26 protein-coding genes are annotated in these 25,031 nt (G+C 73.5%); 10 read left to right on the forward strand and 16 right to left on the reverse strand.

What is annotated here, in order from left to right; genetic code table 11:
* Positions 1–7 precede the first annotated feature (7 nt).
* The 3 genes from AB0D66_RS01405 (at position 8) to AB0D66_RS01415 (ending at position 1,123) form a co-directional block, all read left to right on the forward strand.
* Positions 8–94 carry a putative leader peptide gene (locus AB0D66_RS01405; protein ID WP_311318651.1) on the forward strand — a complete coding sequence of 29 codons (87 nt, stop codon included), beginning with the start codon at positions 8–10 and terminating at the stop codon, positions 92–94.
* A 76-nt stretch (positions 95–170) separates the two neighbouring features.
* Entirely contained in the window at positions 171–734 is a 564-nt protein-coding gene (locus tag AB0D66_RS01410) for a cysteine dioxygenase (RefSeq protein ID WP_362294841.1), read from the forward strand.
* Positions 731–1,123, forward strand: coding sequence for a rhodanese-like domain-containing protein (locus tag AB0D66_RS01415; RefSeq protein WP_362294844.1), 393 nt, complete (start codon positions 731–733; stop codon positions 1,121–1,123). The genes AB0D66_RS01410 and AB0D66_RS01415 overlap by 4 nt, the downstream gene beginning before the upstream one ends.
* Before the next feature lie 5 nt (positions 1,124–1,128).
* Here AB0D66_RS01415 and recX read toward each other — a convergent pair whose 3' ends face one another.
* Together recX and recA are read right to left on the reverse strand one after the other, a co-directional pair.
* A complete protein-coding gene (gene recX, locus AB0D66_RS01420; RefSeq protein ID WP_362294846.1) occupies positions 1,129–1,692 on the reverse strand; it encodes a recombination regulator RecX in 564 nt (187 codons plus the stop codon).
* A gap of 3 nt (positions 1,693–1,695) precedes the next feature.
* Positions 1,696–2,805, reverse strand: a complete 1,110-nt coding sequence (gene recA / locus AB0D66_RS01425) for a recombinase RecA (RefSeq protein ID WP_069922237.1) — start codon at positions 2,803–2,805, stop codon at positions 1,696–1,698.
* A 111-nt stretch (positions 2,806–2,916) separates the two neighbouring features.
* On the opposite strand from recA, the gene AB0D66_RS01430 reads away from it, so the two are divergent.
* From AB0D66_RS01430 to AB0D66_RS01440, 3 genes are read left to right on the forward strand one after another with little or no spacing between them, the layout of a single operon-like run.
* Positions 2,917–3,039 carry a hypothetical protein gene (locus AB0D66_RS01430; protein ID WP_362294850.1) on the forward strand — a complete coding sequence of 41 codons (123 nt, stop codon included), beginning with the start codon at positions 2,917–2,919 and terminating at the stop codon, positions 3,037–3,039.
* Positions 3,040–3,062: 23 nt separating this feature from the next.
* Entirely contained in the window at positions 3,063–3,668 is a 606-nt protein-coding gene (locus AB0D66_RS01435) for a GNAT family N-acetyltransferase (RefSeq protein WP_362294852.1), read from the forward strand.
* Between the two features lie 47 nt (positions 3,669–3,715).
* Complete coding sequence (locus AB0D66_RS01440) at positions 3,716–4,471, forward strand: Clp protease N-terminal domain-containing protein (RefSeq protein WP_362294855.1); 756 nt, start codon at positions 3,716–3,718, stop codon at positions 4,469–4,471.
* Here the strand turns inward: AB0D66_RS01440 and AB0D66_RS01445 are convergent.
* Positions 4,425–5,513 carry an AI-2E family transporter gene (locus AB0D66_RS01445; protein ID WP_362294955.1) on the reverse strand — a complete coding sequence of 363 codons (1,089 nt, stop codon included), beginning with the start codon at positions 5,511–5,513 and terminating at the stop codon, positions 4,425–4,427. The two genes, AB0D66_RS01440 and AB0D66_RS01445, sit on opposite strands and share 47 nt — an antisense overlap.
* 402 nt (positions 5,514–5,915) lie before the next feature.
* Positions 5,916–6,110: a DUF3046 domain-containing protein gene (locus AB0D66_RS01450; protein WP_069922234.1), complete on the reverse strand. Its 195-nt coding sequence runs from the start codon at positions 6,108–6,110 to the stop codon at positions 5,916–5,918.
* Positions 6,111–6,191: 81 nt separating this feature from the next.
* Between AB0D66_RS01450 and AB0D66_RS01455 the strand changes: the two genes are divergently transcribed.
* Positions 6,192–7,148, forward strand: a complete 957-nt coding sequence (locus AB0D66_RS01455; protein ID WP_362294859.1) for a hypothetical protein — start codon at positions 6,192–6,194, stop codon at positions 7,146–7,148.
* Here the strand turns inward: AB0D66_RS01455 and AB0D66_RS01460 are convergent.
* The 3 genes from AB0D66_RS01460 to AB0D66_RS01470 all read right to left on the reverse strand — a co-directional run bounded on the left by AB0D66_RS01460 (position 7,117) and on the right by AB0D66_RS01470 (position 9,066).
* The gene (locus tag AB0D66_RS01460; RefSeq protein WP_362294862.1) at positions 7,117–7,425 is read right to left on the reverse strand and encodes an AzlD domain-containing protein; all 309 of its coding nucleotides are present in this window, start codon (positions 7,423–7,425) and stop codon (positions 7,117–7,119) included. The genes AB0D66_RS01455 and AB0D66_RS01460 overlap by 32 nt on opposite strands.
* Positions 7,422–8,129 carry an AzlC family ABC transporter permease gene (locus tag AB0D66_RS01465; protein ID WP_362294866.1) on the reverse strand — a complete coding sequence of 236 codons (708 nt, stop codon included), beginning with the start codon at positions 8,127–8,129 and terminating at the stop codon, positions 7,422–7,424. Before AB0D66_RS01465 ends, AB0D66_RS01460 begins: the two co-directional genes overlap by 4 nt.
* A gap of 94 nt (positions 8,130–8,223) precedes the next feature.
* Positions 8,224–9,066, reverse strand: a complete 843-nt coding sequence (locus AB0D66_RS01470; protein WP_362294869.1) for an AraC family transcriptional regulator — start codon at positions 9,064–9,066, stop codon at positions 8,224–8,226.
* An 80-nt stretch (positions 9,067–9,146) separates the two neighbouring features.
* Here AB0D66_RS01470 and AB0D66_RS01475 point away from each other — a divergent pair, with 80 nt between their 5' ends.
* A complete protein-coding gene (locus AB0D66_RS01475) occupies positions 9,147–13,742 on the forward strand; it encodes an ATP-dependent helicase (RefSeq protein WP_362294872.1) in 4,596 nt (1,531 codons plus the stop codon).
* On the opposite strand, the gene AB0D66_RS01480 is transcribed toward AB0D66_RS01475, so the two are convergent.
* Complete coding sequence (locus AB0D66_RS01480; RefSeq protein WP_362294875.1) at positions 13,743–14,450, reverse strand: NAD(P)-binding domain-containing protein; 708 nt, start codon at positions 14,448–14,450, stop codon at positions 13,743–13,745.
* Between the two features lie 295 nt (positions 14,451–14,745).
* Here AB0D66_RS01480 and AB0D66_RS01485 point away from each other — a divergent pair, with 295 nt between their 5' ends.
* Together AB0D66_RS01485 and AB0D66_RS01490 are read left to right on the forward strand one after the other, a co-directional pair.
* Positions 14,746–15,543 carry a DNA-formamidopyrimidine glycosylase family protein gene (locus AB0D66_RS01485; RefSeq protein ID WP_362294877.1) on the forward strand — a complete coding sequence of 266 codons (798 nt, stop codon included), beginning with the start codon at positions 14,746–14,748 and terminating at the stop codon, positions 15,541–15,543.
* A gap of 32 nt (positions 15,544–15,575) precedes the next feature.
* Positions 15,576–16,340 carry an SDR family NAD(P)-dependent oxidoreductase gene (locus AB0D66_RS01490; RefSeq protein ID WP_362294880.1) on the forward strand — a complete coding sequence of 255 codons (765 nt, stop codon included), beginning with the start codon at positions 15,576–15,578 and terminating at the stop codon, positions 16,338–16,340.
* Here AB0D66_RS01490 and AB0D66_RS01495 read toward each other — a convergent pair.
* The 8 genes from AB0D66_RS01495 to AB0D66_RS01530 all read right to left on the reverse strand — a co-directional run bounded on the left by AB0D66_RS01495 (position 16,288) and on the right by AB0D66_RS01530 (position 24,819).
* Positions 16,288–16,536 (reverse strand): hypothetical protein, encoded by a 249-nt coding sequence (locus AB0D66_RS01495; RefSeq protein ID WP_362294883.1) that lies wholly within the window; start codon positions 16,534–16,536, stop codon positions 16,288–16,290. The genes AB0D66_RS01490 and AB0D66_RS01495 overlap by 53 nt on opposite strands.
* 186 nt (positions 16,537–16,722) lie before the next feature.
* Complete coding sequence (locus AB0D66_RS01500; RefSeq protein WP_361765991.1) at positions 16,723–17,103, reverse strand: helix-turn-helix transcriptional regulator; 381 nt, start codon at positions 17,101–17,103, stop codon at positions 16,723–16,725.
* 109 nt (positions 17,104–17,212) lie between these two features.
* Positions 17,213–17,746, reverse strand: a complete 534-nt coding sequence (locus AB0D66_RS01505; RefSeq protein ID WP_362294887.1) for a CinA family protein — start codon at positions 17,744–17,746, stop codon at positions 17,213–17,215.
* A gap of 29 nt (positions 17,747–17,775) precedes the next feature.
* The gene (gene pgsA, locus AB0D66_RS01510) at positions 17,776–18,432 is read right to left on the reverse strand and encodes a CDP-diacylglycerol--glycerol-3-phosphate 3-phosphatidyltransferase (RefSeq protein ID WP_362294889.1); all 657 of its coding nucleotides are present in this window, start codon (positions 18,430–18,432) and stop codon (positions 17,776–17,778) included.
* The gene (rimO, locus tag AB0D66_RS01515; RefSeq protein WP_362294892.1) at positions 18,429–19,925 is read right to left on the reverse strand and encodes a 30S ribosomal protein S12 methylthiotransferase RimO; all 1,497 of its coding nucleotides are present in this window, start codon (positions 19,923–19,925) and stop codon (positions 18,429–18,431) included. Before rimO ends, pgsA begins: the two co-directional genes overlap by 4 nt.
* Before the next feature lie 136 nt (positions 19,926–20,061).
* Complete coding sequence (locus AB0D66_RS01520) at positions 20,062–20,955, reverse strand: RodZ domain-containing protein (protein WP_362294895.1); 894 nt, start codon at positions 20,953–20,955, stop codon at positions 20,062–20,064.
* A 269-nt stretch (positions 20,956–21,224) separates the two neighbouring features.
* A complete protein-coding gene (locus AB0D66_RS01525; protein ID WP_362294958.1) occupies positions 21,225–24,035 on the reverse strand; it encodes a DNA translocase FtsK in 2,811 nt (936 codons plus the stop codon).
* Between the two features lie 103 nt (positions 24,036–24,138).
* Positions 24,139–24,819 (reverse strand): response regulator, encoded by a 681-nt coding sequence (locus AB0D66_RS01530; RefSeq protein WP_362294898.1) that lies wholly within the window; start codon positions 24,817–24,819, stop codon positions 24,139–24,141.
* Between the last annotated feature and the right edge of the window lie 212 nt (positions 24,820–25,031).

Genomic DNA, 25,031 nt, shown 5'->3' on the forward strand with positions numbered 1-25,031 from the left:
CGCGGACATGACCGGCAATGACGTACGCCTGTGGCGGAGGGTCCATATGGACCTGCTCCGCTACGCGGGCTGCGTGTGTCGCCCTTCCTGCTGATTCGCCCTTTCCTCCGCGCGCCCCGTGCCGATGCAGGCCTGCGCGCATTCCGCGAACCCAGGAACGGTCCCCCTCCATGTCCGCATCCGCGCAGTCCACGCTGTCCGCACCCGCATCCGCGCACGCCCCACAGCCCGCAGCCGCCGGCGGCCCCACGGCCGCCGAACTCCTCGACTTCGCCCTGCGCACCGCCGCCGATCCCCAGATCGTGTCCTCGCTGCCGCTCGACCCCGAGGGCCGCACCTGGATCCGGCTGGACGGGCCTTCGGGCAGCGAGGCGTGGCTGATCGGCTGGCCGCCGGGGACCGGCACCGGCTGGCACGACCACGCCGAGTCCCGGGGGGCGTTCGCCACCGCCCGGGGCCGGCTCACCGAGCATGCGCTGGCCGTACGCCTGCCCGCGGAGGGCTGGCAGTCACTGGAGCTCGCGCCCGGGCTGGACCGCAGCCGCAGCCTGGCCGCGGGGAGCGGGCGGGCCTTCGGGGAGCACCACGTACACGAGGTCCTCAACGAGTCCACGGCCGAGCACGCGGTCTCGGTGCACGCGTACTATCCGCCGCTTCCGCTGATCCGGCGCTACAGCCGCAGCGGCCCCGTGCTCAGCCTGGAGCACGTCGAGCGTCCGGCGGACTGGCAGTGAGCGCCCCGACCGGCATCGACGAGCTGCTGGAGCGGGTCCGCTCGGGCTACACGCGGCTGGACGCCCAGGAGGCGTACGACGCCTCCCGCGCCGGGGCCCTCCTGGTGGACATCCGCTACCAGGCCCTGCGGGAGCGCGACGGACTGATCCCGGGCGCGCTCGTGGTGGAGCGCAACGAACTGGAGTGGCGCCTGGACCCCCAGGGCAGCCATCGAGCCCCCGAGGCCGACAGCCACGACCTGCGGGTGGTGGTGATCTGCAACGAGGGCTATGCCTCCAGCCTCGCCGCAGCCTCCCTGCACGCCCTGGGCCTCCACCGCGCGACGGACCTGACCGGCGGCTTCCAGGCCTGGAAATCGGCGGGCCTGCCGGTGACCGACCCGTCCTGAGACCCCTACCCCGGGTACTCCAGACCGTCGGCGTCCTCGCCCTCCGCCTCCAGGGCGCGGCGGACCACCCGCAGGGCCATGCCCTCCGGGTATCCCTTGCGCGCGAGCATTCCGGCAAGGCGCCGGATCCGCTTGTCGCGCTCCAGCCCCCGGGTGGCGCGGAGCTTGCGCTCCACGAGCTCGCGGGCGGTCTGCTCCTCCTGGTCGGAGTCCAGCAGTTCCAAGGCCTCCGACACGAGGGTGGCGTGCACCCCCTTGGTCCGCAGTTCCTGCGCGAGGGCACGGCGGGCCAGGCCCCGGCCGCGGTGCCGGGACTCGACCCAGGCCCCGGCGAAGGCGGCGTCGTCGATCAGGCCCACCTCCTCGTACCGGGAGAGGACCTGTTGGGACACCTCCTCGGGGATGCCCCGCTTCTCCAGGGCGTCCGCGAGCTGGCGCCGGGTCCGCGGGCTCCCCGTGAGCAGGCGCAGGCAGATCGCCCGCGCCTGCTCCTCGGGGCTCTGGGGCGGCAGTTCCTGGCGGTCTTCACGGCCGCCCCGGTCCCTGCCGCCCCTCTCCTGCTCCCGCACGGGTCAGCTCTTGGCCACGGCGGCCTTGGCCGTCGTCTTCGCCTTCGTGGCGGGCGCGGGCACGGCCGCGGCCTCGGCGGGCGCGGCAGCAGCGGCCTCGTCCGCGGCGGCGTCCTTGCGGACCCCCACGCCCAGCTTCTCCTTGATCTTCCGCTCGATCTCGTTGGCGAGATCCGGGTTGTCCTTCAGGAAGTTACGGGCGTTCTCCTTGCCCTGGCCGAGCTGGTCGCCCTCGTACGTGTACCAGGCGCCGGCCTTGCGCACGAAGCCGTGCTCCACGCCCATGTCGATCAGGCCGCCCTCGCGGCTGATGCCCTGGCCGTAGAGGATGTCGAACTCGGCCTGCTTGAACGGGGGCGCGACCTTGTTCTTGACGACCTTGACGCGGGTGCGGTTGCCGACCGCGTCCGTGCCGTCCTTGAGGGTCTCGATACGGCGGATGTCGAGGCGGACGGAGGCGTAGAACTTCAGCGCGCGGCCACCGGTGGTGGTCTCCGGCGAGCCGAACATCACACCGATCTTCTCGCGGAGCTGGTTGATGAAGATCGCGGTGGTCTTGGACTGGTTGAGCGCACCGGTGATCTTCCGGAGCGCCTGGCTCATCAGGCGGGCCTGGAGACCCACGTGCGAGTCGCCCATCTCGCCCTCGATCTCGGCGCGCGGCACCAGGGCCGCCACGGAGTCGATGACGATCAGGTCGAGGGCCCCGGAGCGGACGAGCATGTCCACGATCTCCAGCGCCTGCTCGCCGGTGTCCGGCTGCGACAGGATGAGGTTGTCGGTGTCGACGCCGAGGGCCTTCGCGTACTCGGGGTCGAGCGCGTGCTCGGCGTCCACGAAGGCGACGGTGCCGCCGGCCTTCTGCGCGTTGGCCACGGCGTGCAGGGTCAGGGTCGTCTTACCGGAGGACTCCGGCCCGTACACCTCGATCACGCGGCCGCGGGGCAGCCCGCCGACGCCGAGGGCGATGTCCAGCGCGGTCGACCCGGTGGGGATGACCTCGATGGGGTCGTTCGGCTTGTCGCCGAGGCGCATGACCGCACCCTTGCCGAATTGCCGTTCAATCTGTGCGAGCGCGGCGTCGAGAGCCTTCTCGCGGTCGGTGCCTGCCATGGGTTCCACCCGGTTTGCTTGAGTCGATCGCTTCACGCCATTGACGCTAATGCCTGCCACTGACAATGCGCCTCCACGACCGGTTCGGCTGTGGATAACCCATCAGAATGGATGTTCGATTTCCCTGTCAAGCGCACCACGCCGCCCCGCCACCGCGCCGCCCACCCTGCCCGCTCCGCACGCCGCACGCCGCCCGCCGCCCGCCCCGTACGTGCCATCGTGGACATCAGGTGAAACGACCACCGGAAGGAAGGGTCATGGCCGTCGAAGTCCGCCCGGCGTCGGTCTTCGAGGACGTCCGCACCCTGGTCGGCCCGAAGTCGCCCGGAGCCAACGTCTGCTGGTGCCTGAGCCACCGGATCCCCTCGAAGCTCAACAACGACCCGCGCGGGCCGGCCCGCGGCGAGTACGTCGCCGGCCTGTGCCGCGGGCGGACCCCGCCGGGGGTGATCGCCTACGACGGCGGCGAGCCGGTCGGCTGGGCCGCGGTGGCGCCGCGCGCGGACACCTCCTTCGCGCACAGCCGCAAGATCCCGCACGTCGACGACCTGCCGGTCTGGTCCCTGTGGTGCATCCGCGTCCGCCCGGGCCACCGCAAGCAGGGGATCTCCCACGCCCTCATCGCCGGCGCGGTCGAGTTCGCCCGCGCGCACGGGGCGCCGGCGGTCGAGGCCTACCCCCTGGACAACGGCGGCGCCAAGGTGGACCTGACGATGGCGTACGCCGGGCTCCGGAAGAACTTCGAGCGCGCCGGGTTCACCCGCGCCGCCGACACCTCCTCCGTACTGGCCGGCCATCCCCGCGTCCTGATGCGGCTCGACCTGCGCGACCACCCCGTCGCCCGCCAGGGGCGCCTCAACTGACAACCACTGGTTGACAGTCGCGCGACTGTCAACCTAGGGTTGCACTCATGACGAACCCTTCCGTGGAACCTGTTCGCATGACCAATCCGGTCCGCCTCGACGACCTGATCGAGGCCATCAAGAAGGTCCACACGGACACCCTGGAGCAGCTCAGCGGCGCCGTCGTCGCCGCCGAGGCCCTAGGCGACGTGGCCGACCACCTCATCGGCCACTTCGTGGACCAGGCCCGCCGCTCGGGTGCCTCCTGGACCGACATCGGCCGCAGCATGGGCGTCACCCGCCAGGCCGCCCAGAAGCGCTTCGTGCCCAAGGCCGACAAGGAGGGCGACCCCGGCCTCGACCCCAGCCAGGGCTTCGGCCGGTTCACCCCCCGCGCCCGCAACGTCGTGGTGGTCGCGCAGAACGAGGCCCGCGCCGCCGGCAACAGCGAGATCCGCACCGAGCACCTGGTCCTCGGCCTGCTCTCCGAGCCCGAGGGGGTCGCGGCCTTCGCCCTGACCGCCCAGGGGGTCGAAGCCGGCGCCGTGCGGACCGCGGCGACCGCCGCCCTGCCCCCGGCAGCGGCGGACGTCCCCGACCTCATCCCCTTCGACGCGTCCGCGAAGAAGGCCCTGGAGCTCACCTTCCGCGAGGCCCTGCGCCTCGGCCACGGCTACGTGGGCACGGAGCACATCCTCCTCGCGCTCCTGGAGCAGGAGCACGGCGAGGGCGTGCTGACCGGCCTCGGGGTGGACAAGGACGGCGTCGAGGCCACCGTCACCGAAGCCTTGGCAGCCGTACTCGGCGGCGAGGACGGGAAGTAGAGGCGTCGGCGTCCCGCGTCAGCTCGTACTTCTTCACGTACGCGCCGAGGAACGCCTGCAGCGTGGCGATGGCCGGGATCGCGATGAGCGCCCCGACCGCGCCCAGCAGGGCCGTGCCCGCGACGACCGATCCGAAGGCCACCGCCGGATGGATGTCCACGGTCTTCGAGGTCAGCTTCGGCTGCAGGACGTAGTTCTCGAACTGCTGGTAGACCACCACGAACCCGAGGACGTACAGCGCGTACCAGGGGTTGACGGTGAAGGCGATCAGCATCGGGAGCGCGCCCGCGAGGTAGGTGCCGATGGTGGGGATGAACTGGGAGACCAGCCCCACCCACACGGCGAGCGCGGGCGCGTACGGCACCCCGAGGATCACCAGCAGGATGTAGTGCGCGATGCCGGAGATCAGCGCCATCAGCCCGCGCGAGTAGAGGTAGCCGCCCGTCTTGGTGACGGCGATCTCCCAGGCGCGCAGCACCTCGGACTGCTTGGCGGGCGGCAGTACGGAGCACAGCGCGCGCCGCAGCCGCGGCCCGTCGGCGGCGAAGTAGAAGGAGAACAGCCCGATCGTCAGCAGCTTGAAGAGCCCGCCGAGCACGGTGGCGGACACGTCGAGCACGCCGGTCGCGCTGTTCTGCACGTACTTGCGCAGCCAGTCGGAGCGCAGCAGGCTGTCCTGGATCTCCAGCCGGGACAGCTCGGTGTGGAAAGTGGTGTTGATCGAGTTGATCACCGAGTCGAGGTAGCGCGGGAAGCCCTCCACCATCTCGATGATCTGCCCGGCGAGCATCGAGCCGAGCAGCGTGAGGAAGCCCGCGGCCGCGACGAAGACCGCGAGGAACACCAGGAAGGTGGCGAGCCCGCGGCGCATTCCGCGGGCCGCCATCCGGGACACCGCGGGTTCGATCGCGAGCGCGAGGAAGAACGCGATCAGGATGTTGACGAGCAGCCCGATCAGCTGGTGGAAGGCCCAGCTGCCGAGCTGGAAGCAGGCGACGAGGGCCAGTACGAGGACCACGGCGCGCGGCAGCCAGCGCGGCATCCGCGCCTCGTCCCCGGCGGGGGCCGCCGCCGCCGCGCCGGCCGCGGGAGCCGGGGGGATCGCGTCCCCCGCGGCCCCGGCCTGCGCGCTCCCCGACCCGGCCGACGCGACGGCGTCGGCGGGCCCGGCAGCTCCGGCGGGGCCGACGGGCGGTATCCCGGGTCCGGCGGGCTCGGCCTGCGCGGCGGGGTCGGCCGGCCGCGGCGGGGTCACGCCGTGGGCGTCTGCGGGCTGATCGGGTGTCGTCTCATCACTGGGTGCCACACAGCCAAGTCTGTCCCACCGGCGGCCCGTACCACGAAGCGGTGCCTCGCGCGCGCTCGCGCGGGCCGGCCCGCGGGGCGCGGGCCCGGGCCGCGCGGCCCCGCCCGCCGAGCGGCGGGTTCGGGCCCCCGGCGGGCGTCAGCGCCGCGAGGCCGGCACGTCCATCGCCGAACACACGGCGCGCCACACGTCCTTGGCCTCCCAGCCGGCGTCCAGCGCCTGGTGGACGGTCCGCCCGCCGAGCTCCGCCATGACGTGGTCCCGCGCGAAGGAGTCGGCGTACCCCGCTCCGAAGTGGTCGGCCATCCGCTCCCAAAAAATCGTCAACCGCATGCCTCCAGTATCCCGCCCCGGGAGAGTGCACCGGCCTCGTTCGGGCCTCCCGGCCGCTCCCCCGCGTCCTACGTTGCACGCATGTCTGGAGACGAAGCTTCCCCGCCGGGCCCGCTCGCCCGCGCCGAGCAGTTCATCTGGCTCACGGCCCGGGTGTTGGAGCAGCGGCGGTTCGCGTTCCACTTCCTCGGGGGAGATGCCGACCCGGTGGACACCGCCCTCGGCTCCTACCTCAACGACGACGGGGGCTACGGGCACGCCCTCGATCCCGATCTGCGCGGTCCGCTCAGCCAGCCGCTGCACACCGCGCACGCGCTGCGCGTCCTGGACGGCCTGGGCCGCTGCGGCGGGCAGCGCATCGAGCGGCTGTGCCGCCACCTGACCGGGGTCTCCACCGCGGAGGGCGCCCTTCCGGTGGTCGCGCCGGCCCCGCGCGGCTACCCGGCCGCCCCGTACCACCCGACGTACGACGATCCGCCGGGCGAGCTGCTGACCACGGGCCCGGTCGTCGGCCTGCTGCACCGCAACCGGATCTGGCACGCCTGGCTCTTCCGGGCCACGGACTTCTGCTGGGACCGGATCGAGGGCATGCGCCACTCCCACCCGTACGAGGTCCAGAGCGCGGTGGCATTCCTCGACGGCGCCCCGGACCGGGCCCGCGCCGCGGCGGCCGCGGACCGGCTGGGGCGGCTGGTGCGGGAGCGGGACCTCGTGGTGCTGGACCCGTGGCGCCGCTCGCAGCACGCCCTGTTCCCCGGCTACGCGCCGGGCGAGCACCTGTACGCGTACGACTTCGCCCGCCGCCCGGAATCGCTGGCCAGGAGCTGGTTCACCGACCGGGAGACGGCCCGGGCCCTGGACTTCCTGGCCGCCGAGCAGCAGGCGGACGGCGGCTGGCCGGTGCGCCGCCGGGCCTGGGCGCCCGGCAGCTCGCTGGAGCGGCGGCCGATCGCCACGCTGGAGGCGCTGCTGACGCTGCGCGCGTACGGGCGCCTGCCGGCCGGGGTCAGCCCCCGAGGGCCCGTACCCCCGCGGTGACGACGACGGCGGCCGCGACCACGAGCAGGAACGGCGCGCGCAGCAGCAGGGCGAGCCCGGCGGCCGCGAGCCCGGCGGCGCGGGCGTCGATGACGAGCGCGCTGCCGGTGCTGAAGGTCTGCTGGGCGGTGAGCGCGGCGAGCAGGGCCACGGGCAGCAGGGCGGCGAGCCGGCGCACGAGCGGCCGCTCCAGGGCCCCGGCGGGCACGAGCAGCCCGGCGAGTTTGACGGCGTAGCAGCCGACGACGGTCAGTCCGATGGCGATCCAGACGTTCACGAGCGGCGTCCCTTCATCCACAGCACGGCGGGCGCGGCCAGCGCGGCGATCAGCACGGGCACCCCGGCGGGCAGCAAGGGCAGGAAGCCCAGCCCGAGGACGAGCGCGAGGGCGGCGACGGCCCGCTCGGTGGCGGTCTTGAGCATCGGCGCGAGGAGGGCGAGGAACACGGCGGGCCCGGCGGCGTCCAGCCCCCACGCGGCCGTGTCCCCGATGGCCTCGGCACCGAGCGCGCCGAGCAGCGTGGTGAGGTTCCACAGGACGTAGAGGCTGAGCCCGGTGACGGTGAAGCCGAGCCGGGCGGACCTGCGGTCCGGCTGGGCCAGCGCGACGGCGGTGGTCTCGTCGATGACCCAGTGCGCGGCGAGCGGCCGCACGGCCCGCGGGAGCGCGAGCAGCTGAGACAGCCGCAGCCCGTAGAAGGCGTTGCGCGTCCCGAGGAAGAAAGCCCCGGCGGCGGCGGTGAACGGGTTGCCGCCCGCCGCCAGCGCCCCGACCAGCGCGAACTGCGAGGCGCCGGTGAAGACGAGCAGGCTCAGCACACAGGCCTGGAGCACGCTGATGCCGGCCCCCGCCGCGGTCACCCCGAACGCGAACCCGGACAGGCCGACGGCCACGCCCACCCCGAGGGCGTCGCGCACGACGGCGGCGCGCGGCCGCCCCGGTCCCTCCGGGTTCTCCCGCGTCTCCGGCTCTGTGATCATCCGCTGTTCTCCCACGCCCCGAAGCTATGCGGGGCACTGCCGGGCCGTCTTGTACGTTCTTGCGCGCGCCCGGGGCAGGTGGCCGAGTCCGCCGCTACGCCCGACCCGCCGCCCGCTCCCGCCGGTAGGCGCCCGGGGGGACCCCCACGATGCGGGTGAAGTGCCGGTTCAGGTGCGGCTGGTCGCTGAAGCCGACGGCGACGGCCGCCTCCGCGGGCGGGGTCCCGGCGTCGAGCAGCCGGCGCGCCCGCCGGACCCGGGCGTCGGTCAGCCAGGTGTGCGGCGGCATCCCGTACCGCTCCCGGAAGGCCCTCAGCAGGGCGAACGGGCTCGTCCCCAGCTCGGCCGCGAGCTGCTCCAGCGACGGCGGATCGGCCATCCGGTCCTCCAGTACGGCCCGGGCCCGCTCGGCGTCGGCGAGGGCCGCGCGGCGCAGCGTACGGGCGGGCAGCGGGCCCGCGTGGCGGCTGAGCATCCGCGCCACCACGCCCCGCAGCAGCGTGTCGGCGGCCAGCGCGTTCCCGGACTCGGCGGCCCGGTGGACCTCGGCGATGACCCGGGAGCCCTGCGCGTCGGCGACCATGTCGGCGGTGAAGCCCGGGGTCCCGCGCAGCGTGCCGATCTCGGCGGCGACCTCGGTGATCAGGCCGCGGGAGGGGTAGAGGGTGGCGTAGGCCCAGCCCTCGGGCACCCCGGCGCGGGCGGTGTGCGCCACCTCGGGGTTGATCAGCACCACGCTGCCGGGCCCGGCCCGCACGGTGCCGCCGGGGAGGCCGATCTCCTCGACGCCGCCGGTGACGGCCGCGATGACGTAGCCGTCGTGGGCGTGGCGCGGGAAGGTGTGGCGGACGTAGTGGGCGCGCAGCAGGTCCAGCCCGGGCAGTTCCGGGTACCGCCAGTGCCGGGCCCATTCCCGGCGCCCCTCGTCCGTCCCCATCATCCCATTCTGCGCCCGCCGGGCCGGGGGTGTCCGCGCAGGTCCGGGCCGTTGTCAGTGCCGGGGTGCACGATGGGGGCATGTCCGGCACTGACAACGGCCTCGCCTCGTTCTCCCCCGCGACCCGCTCCTGGTTCACGGGGGCCTTCCGTACGCCCACCGCCGCCCAGGAGGGCGCCTGGCGGGCGATCGGGCAGGGCTCCGACGTCCTGGTCGTGGCGCCCACCGGTTCGGGCAAGACGCTGGCCGCCTTCCTGGCCGCCCTCGACCGGCTGGCCTCGTCCCCGCCTCCGGCGGAGGCGAGGAAGCGCTGCCGCGTGCTGTACGTGTCGCCGCTGAAGGCCCTGGCCGTGGACGTGGAGCGCAATCTGCGCAGCCCGCTGACCGGGATCCGCCAGGAGTCCGTGCGCCTCGGTCTGCCCGAGCCGGAGATCCGGGTCGGGATCCGTTCGGGCGACACCCCGCCCGCCGAGCGCCGGGCGCTGGCGACCCGACCGCCGGACATCCTCATCACCACGCCCGAGTCGCTGTTCCTGATGCTGACCTCGGCCGCCCGGGACGCCCTCGCGGGGATCGAGACGGTCATCCTGGACGAGGTGCACGCCGTGGCCGGGACCAAGCGCGGCGCCCACCTCGCCCTGTCCCTGGAGCGGCTGGACGAGCTGCTGCCGCGTCCGGCGCGCCGGATCGGCCTGTCGGCGACGGTCCGGCCGGTGGACGAGGTGGCCCGGTACCTCGCGCCGCGCGGCCGGGTGGAGATCGTGCAGCCGCCGTCGGACAAGGAGTTCGACCTGTCGGTGGTCGTCCCGGTGCAGGACATGGGCGAGTTGGGCGGCTCTCCCGCCACCGAGGGCCGGGAGGGCGGGGACAAGCCCTCCATCTGGCCGCATGTGGAGGAGCGGATCGCGGATCTGGTGCAGGCGCACCGCTCCACGATCGTGTTCGCCAACTCCCGCCGCCTCGCCGAGCGGCTGTGCAACCGGCTCAACGAGATCGCGTACGAGCGCGCCATGGGCGAGAAGCTCCCCGAGGGCGCTCCTCCGGCGGAGGTCATGGCGCAGGCGGGCGCCGCCCACGGCGCCCCGCCGCTGCTGGCCCGCGCGCACCACGGCTCGGTGTCCAAGGAGCAGCGGGCGCTGGTGGAGGAGGACCTGAAGGCGGGCCGGCTGCCCGCCGTCGTCGCCACCTCCAGTCTGGAACTGGGCATCGACATGGGCGCGGTGGACCTGGTGGTGCAGGTGGAGTCCCCGCCCTCGGTGGCCTCCGGGCTCCAGCGGGTGGGCCGTGCCGGGCACCAGGTGGGCGCGGTCTCCACCGGCGTGGTCTTCCCCAAGTACCGGGGCGACCTGGTGCAGGCGGCCGTGGTCACCGAGCGGATGCGCACCGGCGCCATCGAGTCCCTGCGCATCCCGTCGAACCCCCTGGACGTCCTGGCGCAGCAGCTGGTCGCGATGGTCGCGATGGACACCTGGCAGCTGGACGACCTGCTCGCGCTGGTCCGCCGGGCGGCGCCGTTCGCCGCGCTGCCGGAGTCGGCGTTCACGGCGGTGCTGGACATGCTGGCGGGCCGCTATCCCTCGGACGCGTTCGCGGAGCTCAGACCGCGGGTGGTGTGGGACCGTGTGGCCGGGACGATCACCGGCCGGCCCGGCGCGCAGCGCCTCGCGGTCACCTCCGGCGGCACCATTCCCGACCGCGGCCTCTTCGGCGTCTTCCTCGCCGGATCCGACCCCAAGAAGGGCGGCGGCCGGGTCGGCGAGCTCGACGAGGAGATGGTCTACGAGTCCCGCGTGGGGGACGTGTTCACCCTCGGCACGACCTCGTGGCGGATCGAGGACATCACCCGGGACCGGGTCCTGGTGACCCCGGCGCCCGGGGTGCCGGGCCGGCTGCCGTTCTGGAAGGGCGACCAGCTGGGCCGCCCGCTCGAACTGGGCCGCGCGGTCGGCGCGTTCCTCCGCGAGCTGGGCGCCCTCTCGGACGAGGACGCCCGGCTGCGGCTGCTGGCGGCCGGGCTGGACGCGTGGGCCGCGCAGAACGTGCTGGCGTACCTCTCCGAGCAGCGCGAGGCCTGTGGTCACGTGCCGGACGACCGGACCATCGTGGTCGAGCGGTTCCGCGACGAGCTCGGCGACTGGCGGGTCGTCATCCACTCCCCCTTCGGCGCCCAGGTCCACGCCCCGTGGGCGCTGGCGCTGAGCGCCCGGCTCGCCGAGAAGTACGGCATGGACGCGCAGGTCATGCACGCCGACGACGGGATCGTGCTGCGCCTGCCGGACGCCGACCTGCTCTCCATGGACCTGCTGGACCACGACCCCGCCGCACCGGCGCCGTTCGAGTTCGACGACGAGCAGGCCCCGCTCGGCGCCGCCGATGTCGCCTTCGACCGCGGCGATGTCAACCAGCTGGTGACCGACCAGGTCGGCGGCTCGGCCCTGTTCGCCTCCCGCTTCCGCGAGTGCGCGGCCCGCGCCCTGCTGCTGCCGCGGCGCAGCCCGGGCAAGCGCACCCCGCTCTGGCAACAGCGCCAGCGGGCCTCGCAACTGCTCCAGGTGGCCTCGGAGTTCGGTTCCTTCCCGATCGTGCTGGAGGCCGTACGCGAGTGCCTGCAGGACGTCTTCGACGTGCCGGGCCTCACCGAGCTGATGGGCGACATCGAGGCCCGCCGGGTGCGGCTGGTCGAGGTCACCACGCCCGAGCCCTCGCCGTTCGCCCGTTCCCTGCTGTTCGGCTACGTCGCCCAGTTCCTCTACGAGGGCGACTCGCCCCTCGCCGAGCGCAGGGCCGCCGCGCTGTCCCTGGACTCCCGGCTGCTGGCCGAGCTGCTGGGCCAGGCGGAGCTGCGCGAGCTGCTGGACGCGCAGGTGCTGGAGGAGCTGGAGCGCGAGCTGCAGTGGCTCACGGAGGACCGGCGGGCCAAGGACACCGAGTCGGTGGCCGACCTGCTGCGCCTGCTGGGGCCGCTGACCGATGCCGAGCTGGCCGAGCGCGGGGCGGAGCCCGCCTGGGCGCCCGAGCTGGCCGCCGCGCGCCGGGCGATCCGGGTCCGGATCGGCGGCACGGACCACTGGGCGGCGGTCGAGGACGCGGGCCGGCTGCGCGACGCGCTGGGCACCGCGCTCCCGGTCGGTGTCCCGGAGGCCTTCACCGAGCCGGTCAAGGATCCGCTGGGGGACCTGCTCGCCCGGTACGCGCGCACCCACGGGCCGTTCACCACGGCCGCCGTCGCCGACCGCTTCGGCCTGGGCCCGGCGGTCACCGAGGGCGCCCTGCACCGGCTGGCGGCCGCCGGCCGGGTGGTCGAGGGCGAGTTCCATCCCGCGGGCATCGGCCGTGAGTGGTGTGACGCGACGGTGCTGCGCAGGCTCCGCCGCCGTTCTCTGGCGGCGCTGCGCCAGGAGCTGGAGCCGGTCCCGCCGGCCTCGCTGGCCACGTTCCTGCCCCAGTGGCAGCACCTGGGCGGAGCCCTGCGCGGCATCGACGGCCTCGCCCGGGCCGTCGAGCAGCTCCAGGGCGCCCCGGTCCCGGCCTCGGCGCTGGAGCGCCTGATCCTCCCGTCCCGGGTCAGCGGCTACTCCCCCGGCCTGCTGGACGAACTGACCACGGCGGGCGAGGTCGTCTGGGCGGGGGCCGGAGCCCTCCCGGGCAAGGACGGCTGGATCTCCCTGTACCTGGCGGACGCCGCCCCGCTGCTCCTCCCCCCGCCGCACCCGCTGGAGCTCGGCCCGCTCCACCAGGCGGTCCTGGAGTGCCTCTCGGGCGGGTACGGCCTGTTCTTCCGGCAGATCGCCGAGTCGGTGCGGGCCGCGTCCCCCGAGGCCTCCGACCTCGCGCTGTCGGAGGCGGTGTGGGACCTGGCCTGGTCGGGCCGGCTCACCAATGACACCCTGGGCCCGCTGCGGGCCCTGCTCGGCTCGGGCCGCACGGCCGGTTCGACGGCCCACCGGGCCCGGCGCACGGTCCCGCGCGGCCGGTACGGCACGCTCAGCGCGACCGTGTCCCGCACGGGCCCGCCCACCGTCTCGGGCCGCTGGTCCCTCCTGCCGTCCCAGGCCCCCGACCCGACCCACCGGGCGCACGCGCTCGCCAGGACCCTGCTGGACCGGCACGGGGTGGTGACCCGGGGCGCGGTCGCCGCCGAGGGCGTGGAGGGCGGGTTCAGCGCGGTCTACCGCATCCTGTCGGCCTTCGAGGACAGCGGCCAGGCCCGCCGGGGCTATGTGGTCGAGGGTCTCGGCGCGGCCCAGTTCGCGATGGACGGCGCCGTGGACCGGCTGCGGGCCGCCGAGCGGACCCCGCCCCCGCTGGCGGCCGTGGTCCTGGCGGCCGCCGATCCGGCGAACGCGTACGGGGCGGCCCTGCCCTGGCCGGAGCCCCCGTCGGGGGCCACCCACAAGCCGGGCCGCAAGGCGGGCTCCCTGGTGGTCCTGGTCGACGGCGAGCTCACCCTGTACCTGGAGCGTGGCGGCAAAACCCTCCTCGCCTGGCCGGACGCCGGAGACCCGCGCCTGGAGGCGGCCGTCGCGGCCCTGGCCGCCGCGGCCCGGGCGGGCACCCTCCCGGCCCTGACGGTGGAGCGCATCAACGCCTCGCCGTCGCTGACCTCGCCCCTCGGCCGGGCCCTGGAGGTCGCCGGGTTCCATGCCACCCCGAGGGGGCTGCGGCTGCGGAACTGATCAGCGGACCACCTTCATCCCGAAGCGTGCGCCGCCGAGTGCGAACTGGACCGCGCTGTGCATGTGGGCGTACATCTCCATGCCCCGGGAGGAGACGATCGGGCCGAGGTCCAGGACGTCTCGCCACCCGTAGGCCCGCAGCAGCTCAGTGACCTGCTGCTTCGCGGCGGCGTCCTCGCCGGCGACGAACATGGTGTGGTCGCCTCCGCCGATCCCCTGCGGGTTCACCACGGTCTCCTGCTCCTGGGTGACGCCCGCCTTGACCACGTGGGCCTGCGGCACGGCCCGCTGGATGCGTTCGCCGAGGCTGTCGAAGTCCACCGGGTCGAGGGCCGGCATGACGCCCCACGGGGTGGGCCAGGGGTGGGCGCGTTCCGGGTTGTAGATGAACGGAACGGCGTAGTCCATGACGGTCTTGCCGGTCAGGTGCCCGCCGATGCCGCTCAGGACCCGCACCGCGTTGGCTCCGTCGATCCCGTTGATGACGAGGTCGGCGCCGGCCGCCGCGTCGGCGAAGGGCGCGAGCTCGATGCCGGGGTAGTCGGCGAGCCACTGCCCGAACGGTTCGATGCCCATGAAGTCCGGCTCGGTCCGCCCCAGCGTGGCCTCCGAGTCGCGGGTGCCCACGACCACCTCGTGGCCGAGTTCCAGGAGCCTGCGGGCGTGGGCGCGGCCACCGCCGCCGGTACCGAGGACTGCGATCTTCACGCGGGGACTCCGTTCTCGCACGGGAACCGCCGGCTGCCCCGGGGGTCGCCCGGCAAGGAGCCTGACCAAGGTGGCCGGGAAAAACCGCAGGACCCGCCGGTGCGACCCGAACCGGCGGGAGCGGATCGCCGAAGTGGCCGAGGAGCCGAGGAGCCGCGGAGCTCACCGCCGCGACGCTTCCCGTCCCGCGCCGGGCCCCGGCCGTGCCCCCCATCCCTCCCTGACCCGCGCCTGAAACCGCGCCCGAATCCGCGCCCGGAGCCTCCCGACCCGCCTCCGGCGGGACAATGGCGTCATGCCCGAAGGAGACAGCGTCCTGCGTGCGGCGGCCCGCCTGCACACCGCCCTCGCCGGCAGGACCCTCACCCGCAGCGACCTGCGCGTCCCCCGGTTCGCCACGGCCGACCTCACCGGCCGCACCACGCTCGACGTCACCCCGCGCGGCAAACACCTCCTCGCCCGCTTCGAGGGCGGCCTCACCCTGCACAGCCACCTGCGCATGGACGGCGCCTGGCACGTCTTCCCGGCCGGCGCGAAGTGGCGCGGCGGGCCGGACTACGAGATCCGGGCGATCCTCGGCACCGCCGAGCACACCGCCGTCGGCTACCGCCTGCCCGTCCTGGAGCTGATCCGCACCGCCGAGGAGGACCGGGTCGTGGGCCACCTCGGCCCCGACCTGCTAGGCCCCGACTGGGACCCGGACCGGGCCGCCGCCAACCTCCTCGCCGCCCCCGACCGCCCTCTCGGCGAGGCCCTGCTCGACCAGCGCAACCTCGCCGGGATCGGCAACATCTACAAGGCCGAGGTCTGCTTCCTCGCCCAGGTCACCCCCTGGACGCCGGTCGGCGCACTCCCCGCGGCCACGGTGACCCGCCTCGCCTCGGCGGCCCAGCGCCTGCTGGCGGCGAACATCGGCGACCGGCCCGCCCACCGCAACACCACCGGCAGCCGGCTGCGCGGCCAGGACCTCTTCGTGTACGGCCGCGCCCACCGCCCCTGCCTGCGCTGCGGCACCCCGATCCGCGAGGCGCCCCAGGACGACCGCCCCACCTACTGGTGCCCCCGCTGCCAGACGGGCCCCACACCCGGTTGACGGACCGTCAGATCCACTCGTACGGTCCCGGCATGCCCACAGCCTCGTACGACCTCACCGGCCGCACCGCCCTGATCACCGGCGCGGCGAGCGGCATCGGCCGCGCCACCTCCGTCGTCCTCGCCGGGGCGGGCGCGCACGTGCACTGCGCGGACCGCGACGCACAGGGGCTCGCCGAGACGGCCGCCCTCGTGGCCAAGGTCGGCGGCGCCGCCACCGTCCACCCCCTCGACGTCACCGACCGCAACGCCCTGCGGGCCGCCGTCAGCGCCGCGGGCCCGCTCGACATCGCCGCCGCCATCGCCGGGGTCATGCACACCAGCAGCGTCCTGGAGACCGCCGACGAGGATCTCGACCGGGTCCTGGACATCAACTTCAAGGGCGTCCTGCGCACCTGCCAGGAGGCCGCCCGCTCCATGATCGCCTCGGGTCGGCCCGGCTCGATCGTCACGATGGCCTCCGGGGCCGTGGACGCCGCCCAGCCCGGCCTGCTCTGCTACAGCGCGGCCAAAGCCGCCGTCGTCCAGCTGACCAAGACGCTCGCCACCGAGGCCGGGCCGCACGGCATACGGGTCAACGCCGTCGCCCCCGGCTGGATCCGCACCCCGATGACCGGCCGGCACGGCGCCGAGGTCCAGGAGCAGACCGAGGCGGTGATGGCCCGCATGTCCCCGCTGCGGCGGGTCGGCGAGCCCGAGGACATCGCCCAGGCCGTGCTCTACCTGGCCTCGGACGCCTCGTCCTTCATGACGGGCCAGATCCTGCGCCCGAACGGTGGAGTGTCGATGCCCTGGTAGCCCCCGCCGCGCCGGAGGCCTTGCGCCGCACCGGGCCGGGCACGCAGTGCACCGGCAGCAGCCCCAGCCCCCAGCCGCCCACGGCCACCGCGCCCTCCACGGGGCCGGACTCCGCGGGCGCCAGCACCAGCCGCAGCACGGCCCACCACCACAGCAAGCCCACACCCCACGCGAAGGCTGTCGTTAACGGCCTCACGGCTACCTCCCTGGGGGCACCCCCGGACGAAGTCTGGGGGAGGGCCGGAGCCCGGACCGCACCATCCTCCCGCACCCGCCCCCGGCCCGCACCCAGAACGACCTGCCCCGCAACGGCCGGGAGCCCCGGCCGGCGCCTAGGGCACCGACCGGGGCTCCGGCCACACTCACACGCTCACGCACTCGCTCACGCGGCTACGACATTCACCGCTTCCGCAGGCGCCTTGATGGTCACCCGCTCCGGTCCGGCCGTGACCGAAGCCATGGAGACCGAATTGAGCATCGGGCGGACCGGTACACCGACCGGTTCGCTTGCCGCGGCCGACTGTGCCAGCTCGGCCAGCGACAGTTCATCGCTGACTTCGCGCATCAGCTCGGACATCCGTACGTCCAACGCGTCGCAGATCGCGGAGAGCAGCTCGGAGGATGCCTCCTTCTGCCCCCGCTCCACCTCGGAGAGATAGCCGAGCGAAACTCGGGCCGACGAGGAGACTTCGCGCAGAGTACGGCCCTGGCGCTGGCGCTGCCGACGCAGCACGTCACCCAGCAGGCGACGGAGCAGAATCATCGGTGGCTCCCTCCTCTGACCGTGTAGCCGCATCCTTCACGCCCCACCGTACCGCCTCGCGCCGCGGCCGTGCGGGGAGCGATGTCGTGTTCACTCAGGGCTGCAAACATCAAATCCCCCCGTTCTGTTCCGTATCCTGCCCCCGCGCATTCTCACGGAGTTGGCTTGAGAGAAGTTCGAGCACTGTCCGTGCACTCTCCATACGGATTTCCGCCCGGGAGCCGTTCAACCTCAGCCGGACCGTTTTCCTGACCTCCGGTCCCGCCACGGCCACGAAGACGGTGCCCACCGCCTGCCCGTCCTGCGGGTCGGGGCCGGCCACTCCGGTGGTCGCGATTCCCCACGACGCGCCCATCACGCTCCGCACCCCCGCCGCCATCTCCGCCGCGACCTGGGCGTTCACCGCGCCTTCCGCCTCGAGCAGCGCGGCGTCCACGCCGAGCACCCGGTGTTTGAGCTCCGTCGTATAGGCCGTGACCGAGCCGCGGAAGGCCCGGGAGGCTCCGGGGACGGCGGTCAGCTCCGCGGCCACCAGACCGCCGGTCAGGGATTCGGCGACGGCAAGGGTCTGGTCACGCTCCGCGAGCAGCCGCAGCACCTCCGTGGCCGCCGCGACCCCACCGGCCGCCCCGGACGCGTCCACCGCCTCCGGGGAACCCCCTGCCGCGTCCCTCACCTGGCGGCCGCCTCCGCCGCGAGGCCCTTGCGGCGCAGGACGACGGCCTGCCGGATGTAGTCCAAACCGGTGACCACGGTCAGCACGACGGCGAGGGCCATCACCCAGAAGCGCAAGGTCGCCAGCGGGCCGGTCAGCGCGAGCACGTACATGCCCACGGCCGTGCCCTGCGCCAGGGTCTTGAGCTTGCCGCCCCGGCTGGCCGGAATCACGCCGTAGCGGATCACCCAGAAGCGCAGCAGCGTGATGCCGAGCTCACGGCCGAGGATCACCCCGGTCACCCACCACGGCAGGTCGCCGAGCCAGGACAGGCAGATCAGCGCCGACCCCATGATCGCCTTGTCGGCGATGGGGTCGGCGATCTTGCCGAAGTCCGTGACCAGGTTGTACGTCCGGGCCAGGTGCCCGTCGAAGATGTCCGTGATCATGGCGACGGCGAACGCCGCCCACGCCCAGGCCCGCCAGGCCGGGTCGTAGCCGCCCTCGGCGAGCAGCAGGAAGACGAAGCCCGGCACCAGCACGAGCCGGATCATCGTCAGGATGTTGGCGATGTTCCACAGGCTGGCCTGATTGACCGCCGCGACTCCCAGCTTCGCGCCGGGCGCGGGCCGGCGGCCGGTCCCGCCCGCCGCAGATGCCGGGACTCCGGTCATCCGGCCGCCTCCTCAAGATCCGTGCCCAGGGGCTCGGCCACCAGGTCCACACCCAGGGTGCCGACCACCTTGGCCGTGACGATACGCCCGGGGACCAGTCCCGCGCCGTCCGTGAAGACGACCTGCCCGTCCGTCTCGGGGGCCTGGTGGGCGGCGCGCCCGTAGGCGCCCTCGCCGTCCTCGGCCTCGTCGAGCGGGACGACCGTCTCGACGAGTACCTCCAGCGTCTCTCCGATCCGCTCCTCCGCGCGCTGCGAGGTGAGCTCCTCGGCGAGCCGCTGCATGTGGGCGAGCCGCTCGGCGATGGTCTCCTCGTCCAGCTTGCCGTCGTACGTGACGGCCTCGGTGCCGTCCTCGTCGGAGTAGCCGAAGACGCCGATGGCGTCGAGGCGGGCGTGGGTGAGGAAACGCTCCAGCTCGGCGAAGTCCGACTCCTTCTCGCCGGGGAACCCGACGATGAAGTTGGAGCGGACGCCGGCCTGCGGGGCCTTGGAGCGGATGGTGTCCAGCAGCTCCAGGAACCGGTCGGTGTCGCCGAAGCGGCGCATGGCGCGCAGCACGTCGGGGGCCGAGTGCTGGAAGGACAGGTCGAAGTACGGCACGACCTTGGGGGTCGAGGTCAGTACGTCGATCAGGCCGGGCCGCATCTCGGCGGGCTGGAGGTAGCTCACGCGGACGCGCTCGATGCCGTCGACCTCGGCCAGCTCGGGCAGCAGGGTCTCCAGCAGGCGGATGTCGCCGAGGTCCTTGCCGTACGAGGTGTTGTTCTCGGAGACCAGCATGATCTCCTTGACGCCCTGCTCCGCGAGCCAGCGGGTCTCGCCGAGCACGTCGCTGGGGCGGCGGGAGATGAAGGAGCCGCGGAAGGACGGGATGGCGCAGAAGGAGCAGCGCCGGTCGCAGCCGGAGGCCAGCTTGACCGAGGCGACGGGGCTCTTGTCCAGGCGGCGGCGCAGCGGCGCGCGCGGCCCGGAGGCGGGCGCGAGCCCCTCCGGCAGGTCGGCGGGGGCCTCGGCGACCGGCTCCTGGGCGTGGCCCGGGAGCGCCACCGCGGCGTCCTGGCGCTCCGCCGGGCTGATCGGCAGCAGCTTGCGCCGGTCGCGCGGGGTGTGGGAGGCGTGGATGCCGCCGTTGAGGATGGTCTGCAGGCGGTCCGAGATGTCGGCGTAGTCGTCGAACCCGAGCACGCCGTCCGCCTCGGGGAGCGCTTCGGCGAGTTCCTTGCCGTAGCGCTCGGCCATACAGCCCACGGCGACGACGGCCTGCGTCTTGCCGTGGTCCTTCAGATCATTGGCTTCGAGCAGGGCGTCTACGGAGTCCTTTTTGGCGGCTTCGACGAAGCCGCAGGTGTTGACGACGGCTACGTCCGCTTCGGCGGCGTCCTCGACGAGCTCCCAGCCATCCGCCGCCAAGCGGCCTGCGAGCTCCTCCGAGTCCACCTCGTTACGGGCGCAGCCAAGAGTGACAAGGGCGACGGTACGGCGTTCGGGCATGGACTCAAGACTACTTCGTCCCGGCGGCGGCACCCGCCCCACGCCCCTCACAGCAAGATCCCCGGGGCCTGCGGCAGGTGCCGCGCAGCGCCCCGGGGATCCGGATCAAAGCGTTCCGCCCTAGGGCGGACTCGGGTCAGCCCGGCTGGGGCTGGCCCTCGAGGGGGTCTTCCTTGGTGTATGTGAGACGTTCCACCTGGCCCGGCTGGAAGTCGTCCTTGATCTCCTTGCCGTTCACGAAGAGCTTCACGGCCCCGGCATCGCCGAGCACGAGGTCGACGGACTCCTTGTCCGTGAAGGTCTTGGACTCACCCTGGGACAGGGTGCCGTCGAACAGGAGCCGGCCGTTGTGGTCCTTGGCCGAGATCCAGCTCTCGCCGGTGTCGGCCGTCAGGACGACCGTGACGAGGTCCTTGGGCGCGGCGGCGATCGCACTGTCGGAAGGCTCCGGCTTGGGAGCCTGCGGGGTCGGGGACTGCGACGCGGCCGGCTTGCCGCCGCTCTGCTTGGGGGCAGGCTGCGGGGCGGAACCTTCCGCCACCGGCTTCTTGGCCTTGTCATCGCCACCGCCGAAGGCGGTGAAGCCGACGAAACCGATCACGGCGACGATCGCGGCGACCATGGCGGCGGTCCAGTTGGGCCGCTGCCGCTCGGGGCGGAGGCGCTCGGCCTCGAACATCGGCGCGGCGGGGGTGGGTGCCGGCCGGCCGCCGTGGGCCGCGTCGTAGCTCTCGACCAGGGGTGCCGGATCGAGGTGGACGGCGCGGGCGAGCGTACGGATGTGGCCGCGGGCGTAGACGTCGCCGCCGCAGCGCGTGAAGTCGTCCTCTTCGATCGCGTGCACGATCGGGATGCGCACGCGGGTGGTGGAGCTGACCTCGTCGACGGTGAGCCCGGCGGCGATCCGGGCCTTCTTGAGAGCCGTCCCGATGGAGGGACCTTCGACGGCACGTTCGACGATGCGGTCCTCGGACCGGTCGTCGGTCGAAGGCCGCTCTTCTTCGGGGGAGTTGGCGTTGCCGATGGACACGAGGGCGCCTTTCGAGCGTGTAGCCACCTGCTGGATGTCCAGTCTAGGGGGGTGACGAAAGGGTGGAGCAACCGGAGGGTGCACTTCATACGCCATCCGAATGGCGCGGAGGCCTCCGCCGGTGCGGCGGCGCTGCGCCGTGCCCGATGCCGTGCACGGTGCCGCCACCTCTCTTCAACTGGACGCGGGCCCAGGGGAAACGGTTGCCCGGGATATCCCCCGCGTTTCCCGGCGCGCCCGCGGCCTCACGGGCGGTCCTCCCCGCGGCCTCACGGCTGGTCCTCCCCGCGGATGACCGCGAGCGCCCCGTCCAGCTCGTCGGCCTTCAGCAGCACGTCACGGGCCTTGGAGCCCTCGCTCGGGCCGACGATCCCGCGCGACTCCATCAGGTCCATGAGCCGGCCCGCCTTGGCGAAGCCCACCCGCAGCTTGCGCTGGAGCATCGAGGTCGAGCCGAACTGGGTGGAGACGACCAGCTCGGCCGCCTGGCACAGCAGGTCCAGGTCGTCGCCGATCTCCTCGTCGATCTCCTTCTTCTGCTTCTGCCCGACGGTCACGTCGTCCCGGAAGACGGGCGCCATCTGGTCCTTGCAGTGCTGGACGATCCCGGCGATCTCGTCCTCGGTCACGAAGGCGCCCTGGAGCCGGACGGGCTTGTTCGCGCCCATCGGCAGGAACAGCCCGTCGCCCTTGCCGATGAGCTTCTCGGCGCCCGGCTGGTCCAGGATGACCCGGCTGTCGGCGAGCGAGGAGGTGGCGAAGGCGAGGCGCGAGGGCACGTTCGCCTTGATCAGGCCGGTGACCACGTCCACCGACGGCCGCTGGGTCGCCAGCACCAGGTGGATGCCGGCCGCGCGGGCCAGCTGGGTGATGCGGACGATGGAGTCCTCGACGTCGCGCGGGGCCACCATCATCAGGTCGGCGAGCTCGTCGACGATCACCAGGAGGTACGGGTAGGGGCTGAGCTCGCGCTCGCTGCCCGGCGGCAGTTTGATCTTGCCGTCCCGGATGGCCTGGTTGAAGTCGTCGATGTGCCGGTAGCCGAAGGCGGCCAGGTCGTCGTAGCGCAGGTCCATCTCGCGCACGACCCACTGGAGGGCCTCGGCGGCCCGCTTGGGGTTGGTGATGATCGGCGTGATGAGGTGCGGGATGCCCTCGTAGGCCGTCAGCTCCACCCGCTTGGGGTCGACCAGCACCATCCGGACGTCCTCCGGGGTCGCCCGGACCATGATCGAGGTGATCAGGCAGTTGATGCAGGAGGACTTTCCGGAACCGGTGGCACCGGCGACGAGCACGTGCGGCATCTTCGCGAGGTTGGCCATGACGTAGCCGCCCTCGACGTCCTTGCCCAGGGCGACCAGCATGGGGTGGTCGTCCTCGGCCGCGTCCGCCAGCCGCAGGACGTCGCCCAGGTTGACCATCTCGCGGTCGGTGTTCGGGATCTCGATGCCGACCGCGGACTTGCCCGGGATCGGGCTGATGATCCGCACGTCCGGCGAGGCCACGGCGTAGGCGATGTTCTTGGCCAGCGCCGTGATCCGCTCGACCTTCACCGCCGCGCCGAGCGTCACCTCGTAGCGCGTGACCGTCGGCCCCCGGGTGAAACCGGTGACCTGCGCGTCGACCTTGAACTCGGTGAACACGTTCGTCAGCGAGGCGACCACCGCGTCGTTGGCGGCGCTGCGGGTCTTGCCCGGCCCGCCGCGCTCGAGCAGGTCCAGCGAGGGCAGCGCGTAGGTGATGTCCCCGCGCAGCTGGAGCTGCTCGGCGCGCGGCGGCAGCGCCTGGGCCTGCGGCGGGGCCTTGGTCAGGTCGGGTACCGCCAGCGTCCCGGAGGCCGCGGCGGTGGTGTCGTGCGGGCTCCCGGCCGTCTCGGCGGCCGGGGCGGCCGGCGCGGCCGCGGCGGGCCGCGGCGTGGGCCGCTCCTCGCGGGCGGGCGGCACCGGAGCGGTGGACTCCGTGCCTTCGCGGTCCGCGGAGATCCCCTGCGTGAGGTCGGCGACCAGCGGGGACGGCGGCAGTCCGCCGTAGACCACCCCGTCCAGCGCGGCGGCGGCCGCCGCGGCCACGTCGACGGCGTCCATCTCGCGGTCCATCGCCGGCCGGGCCGCGGCCCGCCGCGGCCTGCGCCGCCGGGCCAGGGCCTCCTCCTCGGCGGCGTCCGCCGCACCGGGCTCCTCCCCCGCCCCGGTACGGGCCCGCCAGCGCTCCGGATCGTGCCGGTCGGCCGCGCCCCCGCGCTCCCCGTACCCCTCGTCGTATTCGTTGGGGGCGATGATCCCGAGCCGGATCCCGAGCCGCCGCAACCGCTCCGGGATCGCGTTGACCGGGGTCGCGGTGACCACGAGCAGTCCGAAGACGGTGAGCAGCACCAGCATCGGCACGGCGAGCGGCGCGCCCATGGTGAAGATCAGGGGCTTGGAGGCGCCCCAGCCGATGAGCCCGCCCGCGTTCTGCATCGCGGTGGTGCCCTCGTCGCGGCCGGGCGCCCCGCAGGCGATGTGGACCAGGCCCAGCACCCCGATGACCAGGGCGGAGAGCCCGATCCCGATGCGGCCGTTGGCGTCGGTCTGCTCGGGGTGGCGGATGAAACGTACCGCCATGACGCCGAGCAGGATCGGCACGAGCAGATCCAGTCGTCCGAAGGCGCCGGTGACCAGCATCGTGACCAGGTCCCCGACGGGACCGCTCAGGTTCGACCAGGTTCCGGCGGCGACGATCAGCGCGAGGGCGAGCAGCAGCAGCGCCAGGCCGTCCTTGCGGTGGGCCGGGTCGAGGTTCTTGGCACCCTGCCCGATCCCGCGGAAGACGGCGCCGACCGCGTGCGCGCAGCCCAGCCACAGGGCCCGCACCAGCCGCACCACACCCCCGGTCGGGGACGGCGCGGACTTGGGCGCGACCTTCTTGACCGGCGCGCGCCGGGCGGCCGCGGCCTTCTTCGCGGGGGGCTTGCGCGCGGGAGCCGCCTTCTTCGCCGGCGCCGGGGTACGGCCGGTGCGGCCCTTCGCGGTGCCCGCTGTGCTCGGGGAACCCTTGCCGGACGTACGTGAGGCCATGGGCCCGAGATTACCGGTGTCCATGCCAGTGGACACGCGTGCCCACCCCTTCACCCGTTCGTGTCGCCGGTTCTGTCGGCGCTTTGACGCACCGCCAGACCTGACGCGCCACCAGGCGGGTCGGCCCTCAGCCCTGCAGGGGCAGTACGGCTCCTCCGCCGGCCCCCGGCTCCAGCGCGTCCAGCGCCCGCCGCAGCCCGGTCAGCTTGCGCTCCAGATGGGCCGCGGTCGCGACCACCGCCGCCTCGGCCGAATCCTCGCCCAGCTGCTTGGTCAGCGCCTCGGCCTGCTCCTCGACCGCGGCGAGCCGCGCGGAGAGCTCGGCCAGCAGTCCGGCCGTCTCCTTGCTGCCGTCCACGCCGTTCGTACCGCCGCCCTCCAGCTGGAGGCGCAGCAGCGCCGCCTGCTCGCGCAGCTGGCAGTTCTTCGTGTACAGCTCCACGAAGACCGAGACCTTGGCCCGCAGCACCCACGGGTCGAAGGGCTTGGAGATGTAGTCCACCGCGCCCGCCGCGTAGCCGCGGAAGGTGTGGTGCGGACCGTGGTTGATCGCGGTCAGGAAGATGATCGGGATGTCCCGGGTCCGCTCCCGCCGCTTGATGTGCGCGGCGGTTTCGAATCCGTCCATCCCCGGCATCTGCACATCCAGCAGGATGACCGCGAAATCGTCCGTCAGCAGCGCCTTGAGCGCTTCCTCCCCCGACGACGCCCGGACCAGTGTCTGATCGAGCGCGGAGAGGATGGCCTCCAGCGCCAGCAGATTCTCCGGCCGGTCATCGACCAGGAGGATCTTGGCCTTCTGCACCATGCCCTGTCCTCCTCGCCCCGGCATGGGGCCTCCCCGGCTCCGGGCTCCGGCCTGTGCGCCGGGCCCCGCCCCAGAGGACGGCATCCTTGCGCCGTCCGTCCTTGTGCCGGTCATCGTAGCCCCAGTCCTGAGATCGCCACACCCTGTCACCAAGATGTCACTGTGCACGAAGCAGAAACGTGGTGGGAGAGCAGAAGGTTCCCCGTCCGCCG

The sequence above is a fragment of the Streptomyces sp. NPDC048270 genome (assembly GCF_040652335.1).
Lineage (GTDB): Bacteria > Actinomycetota > Actinomycetes > Streptomycetales > Streptomycetaceae > Streptomyces.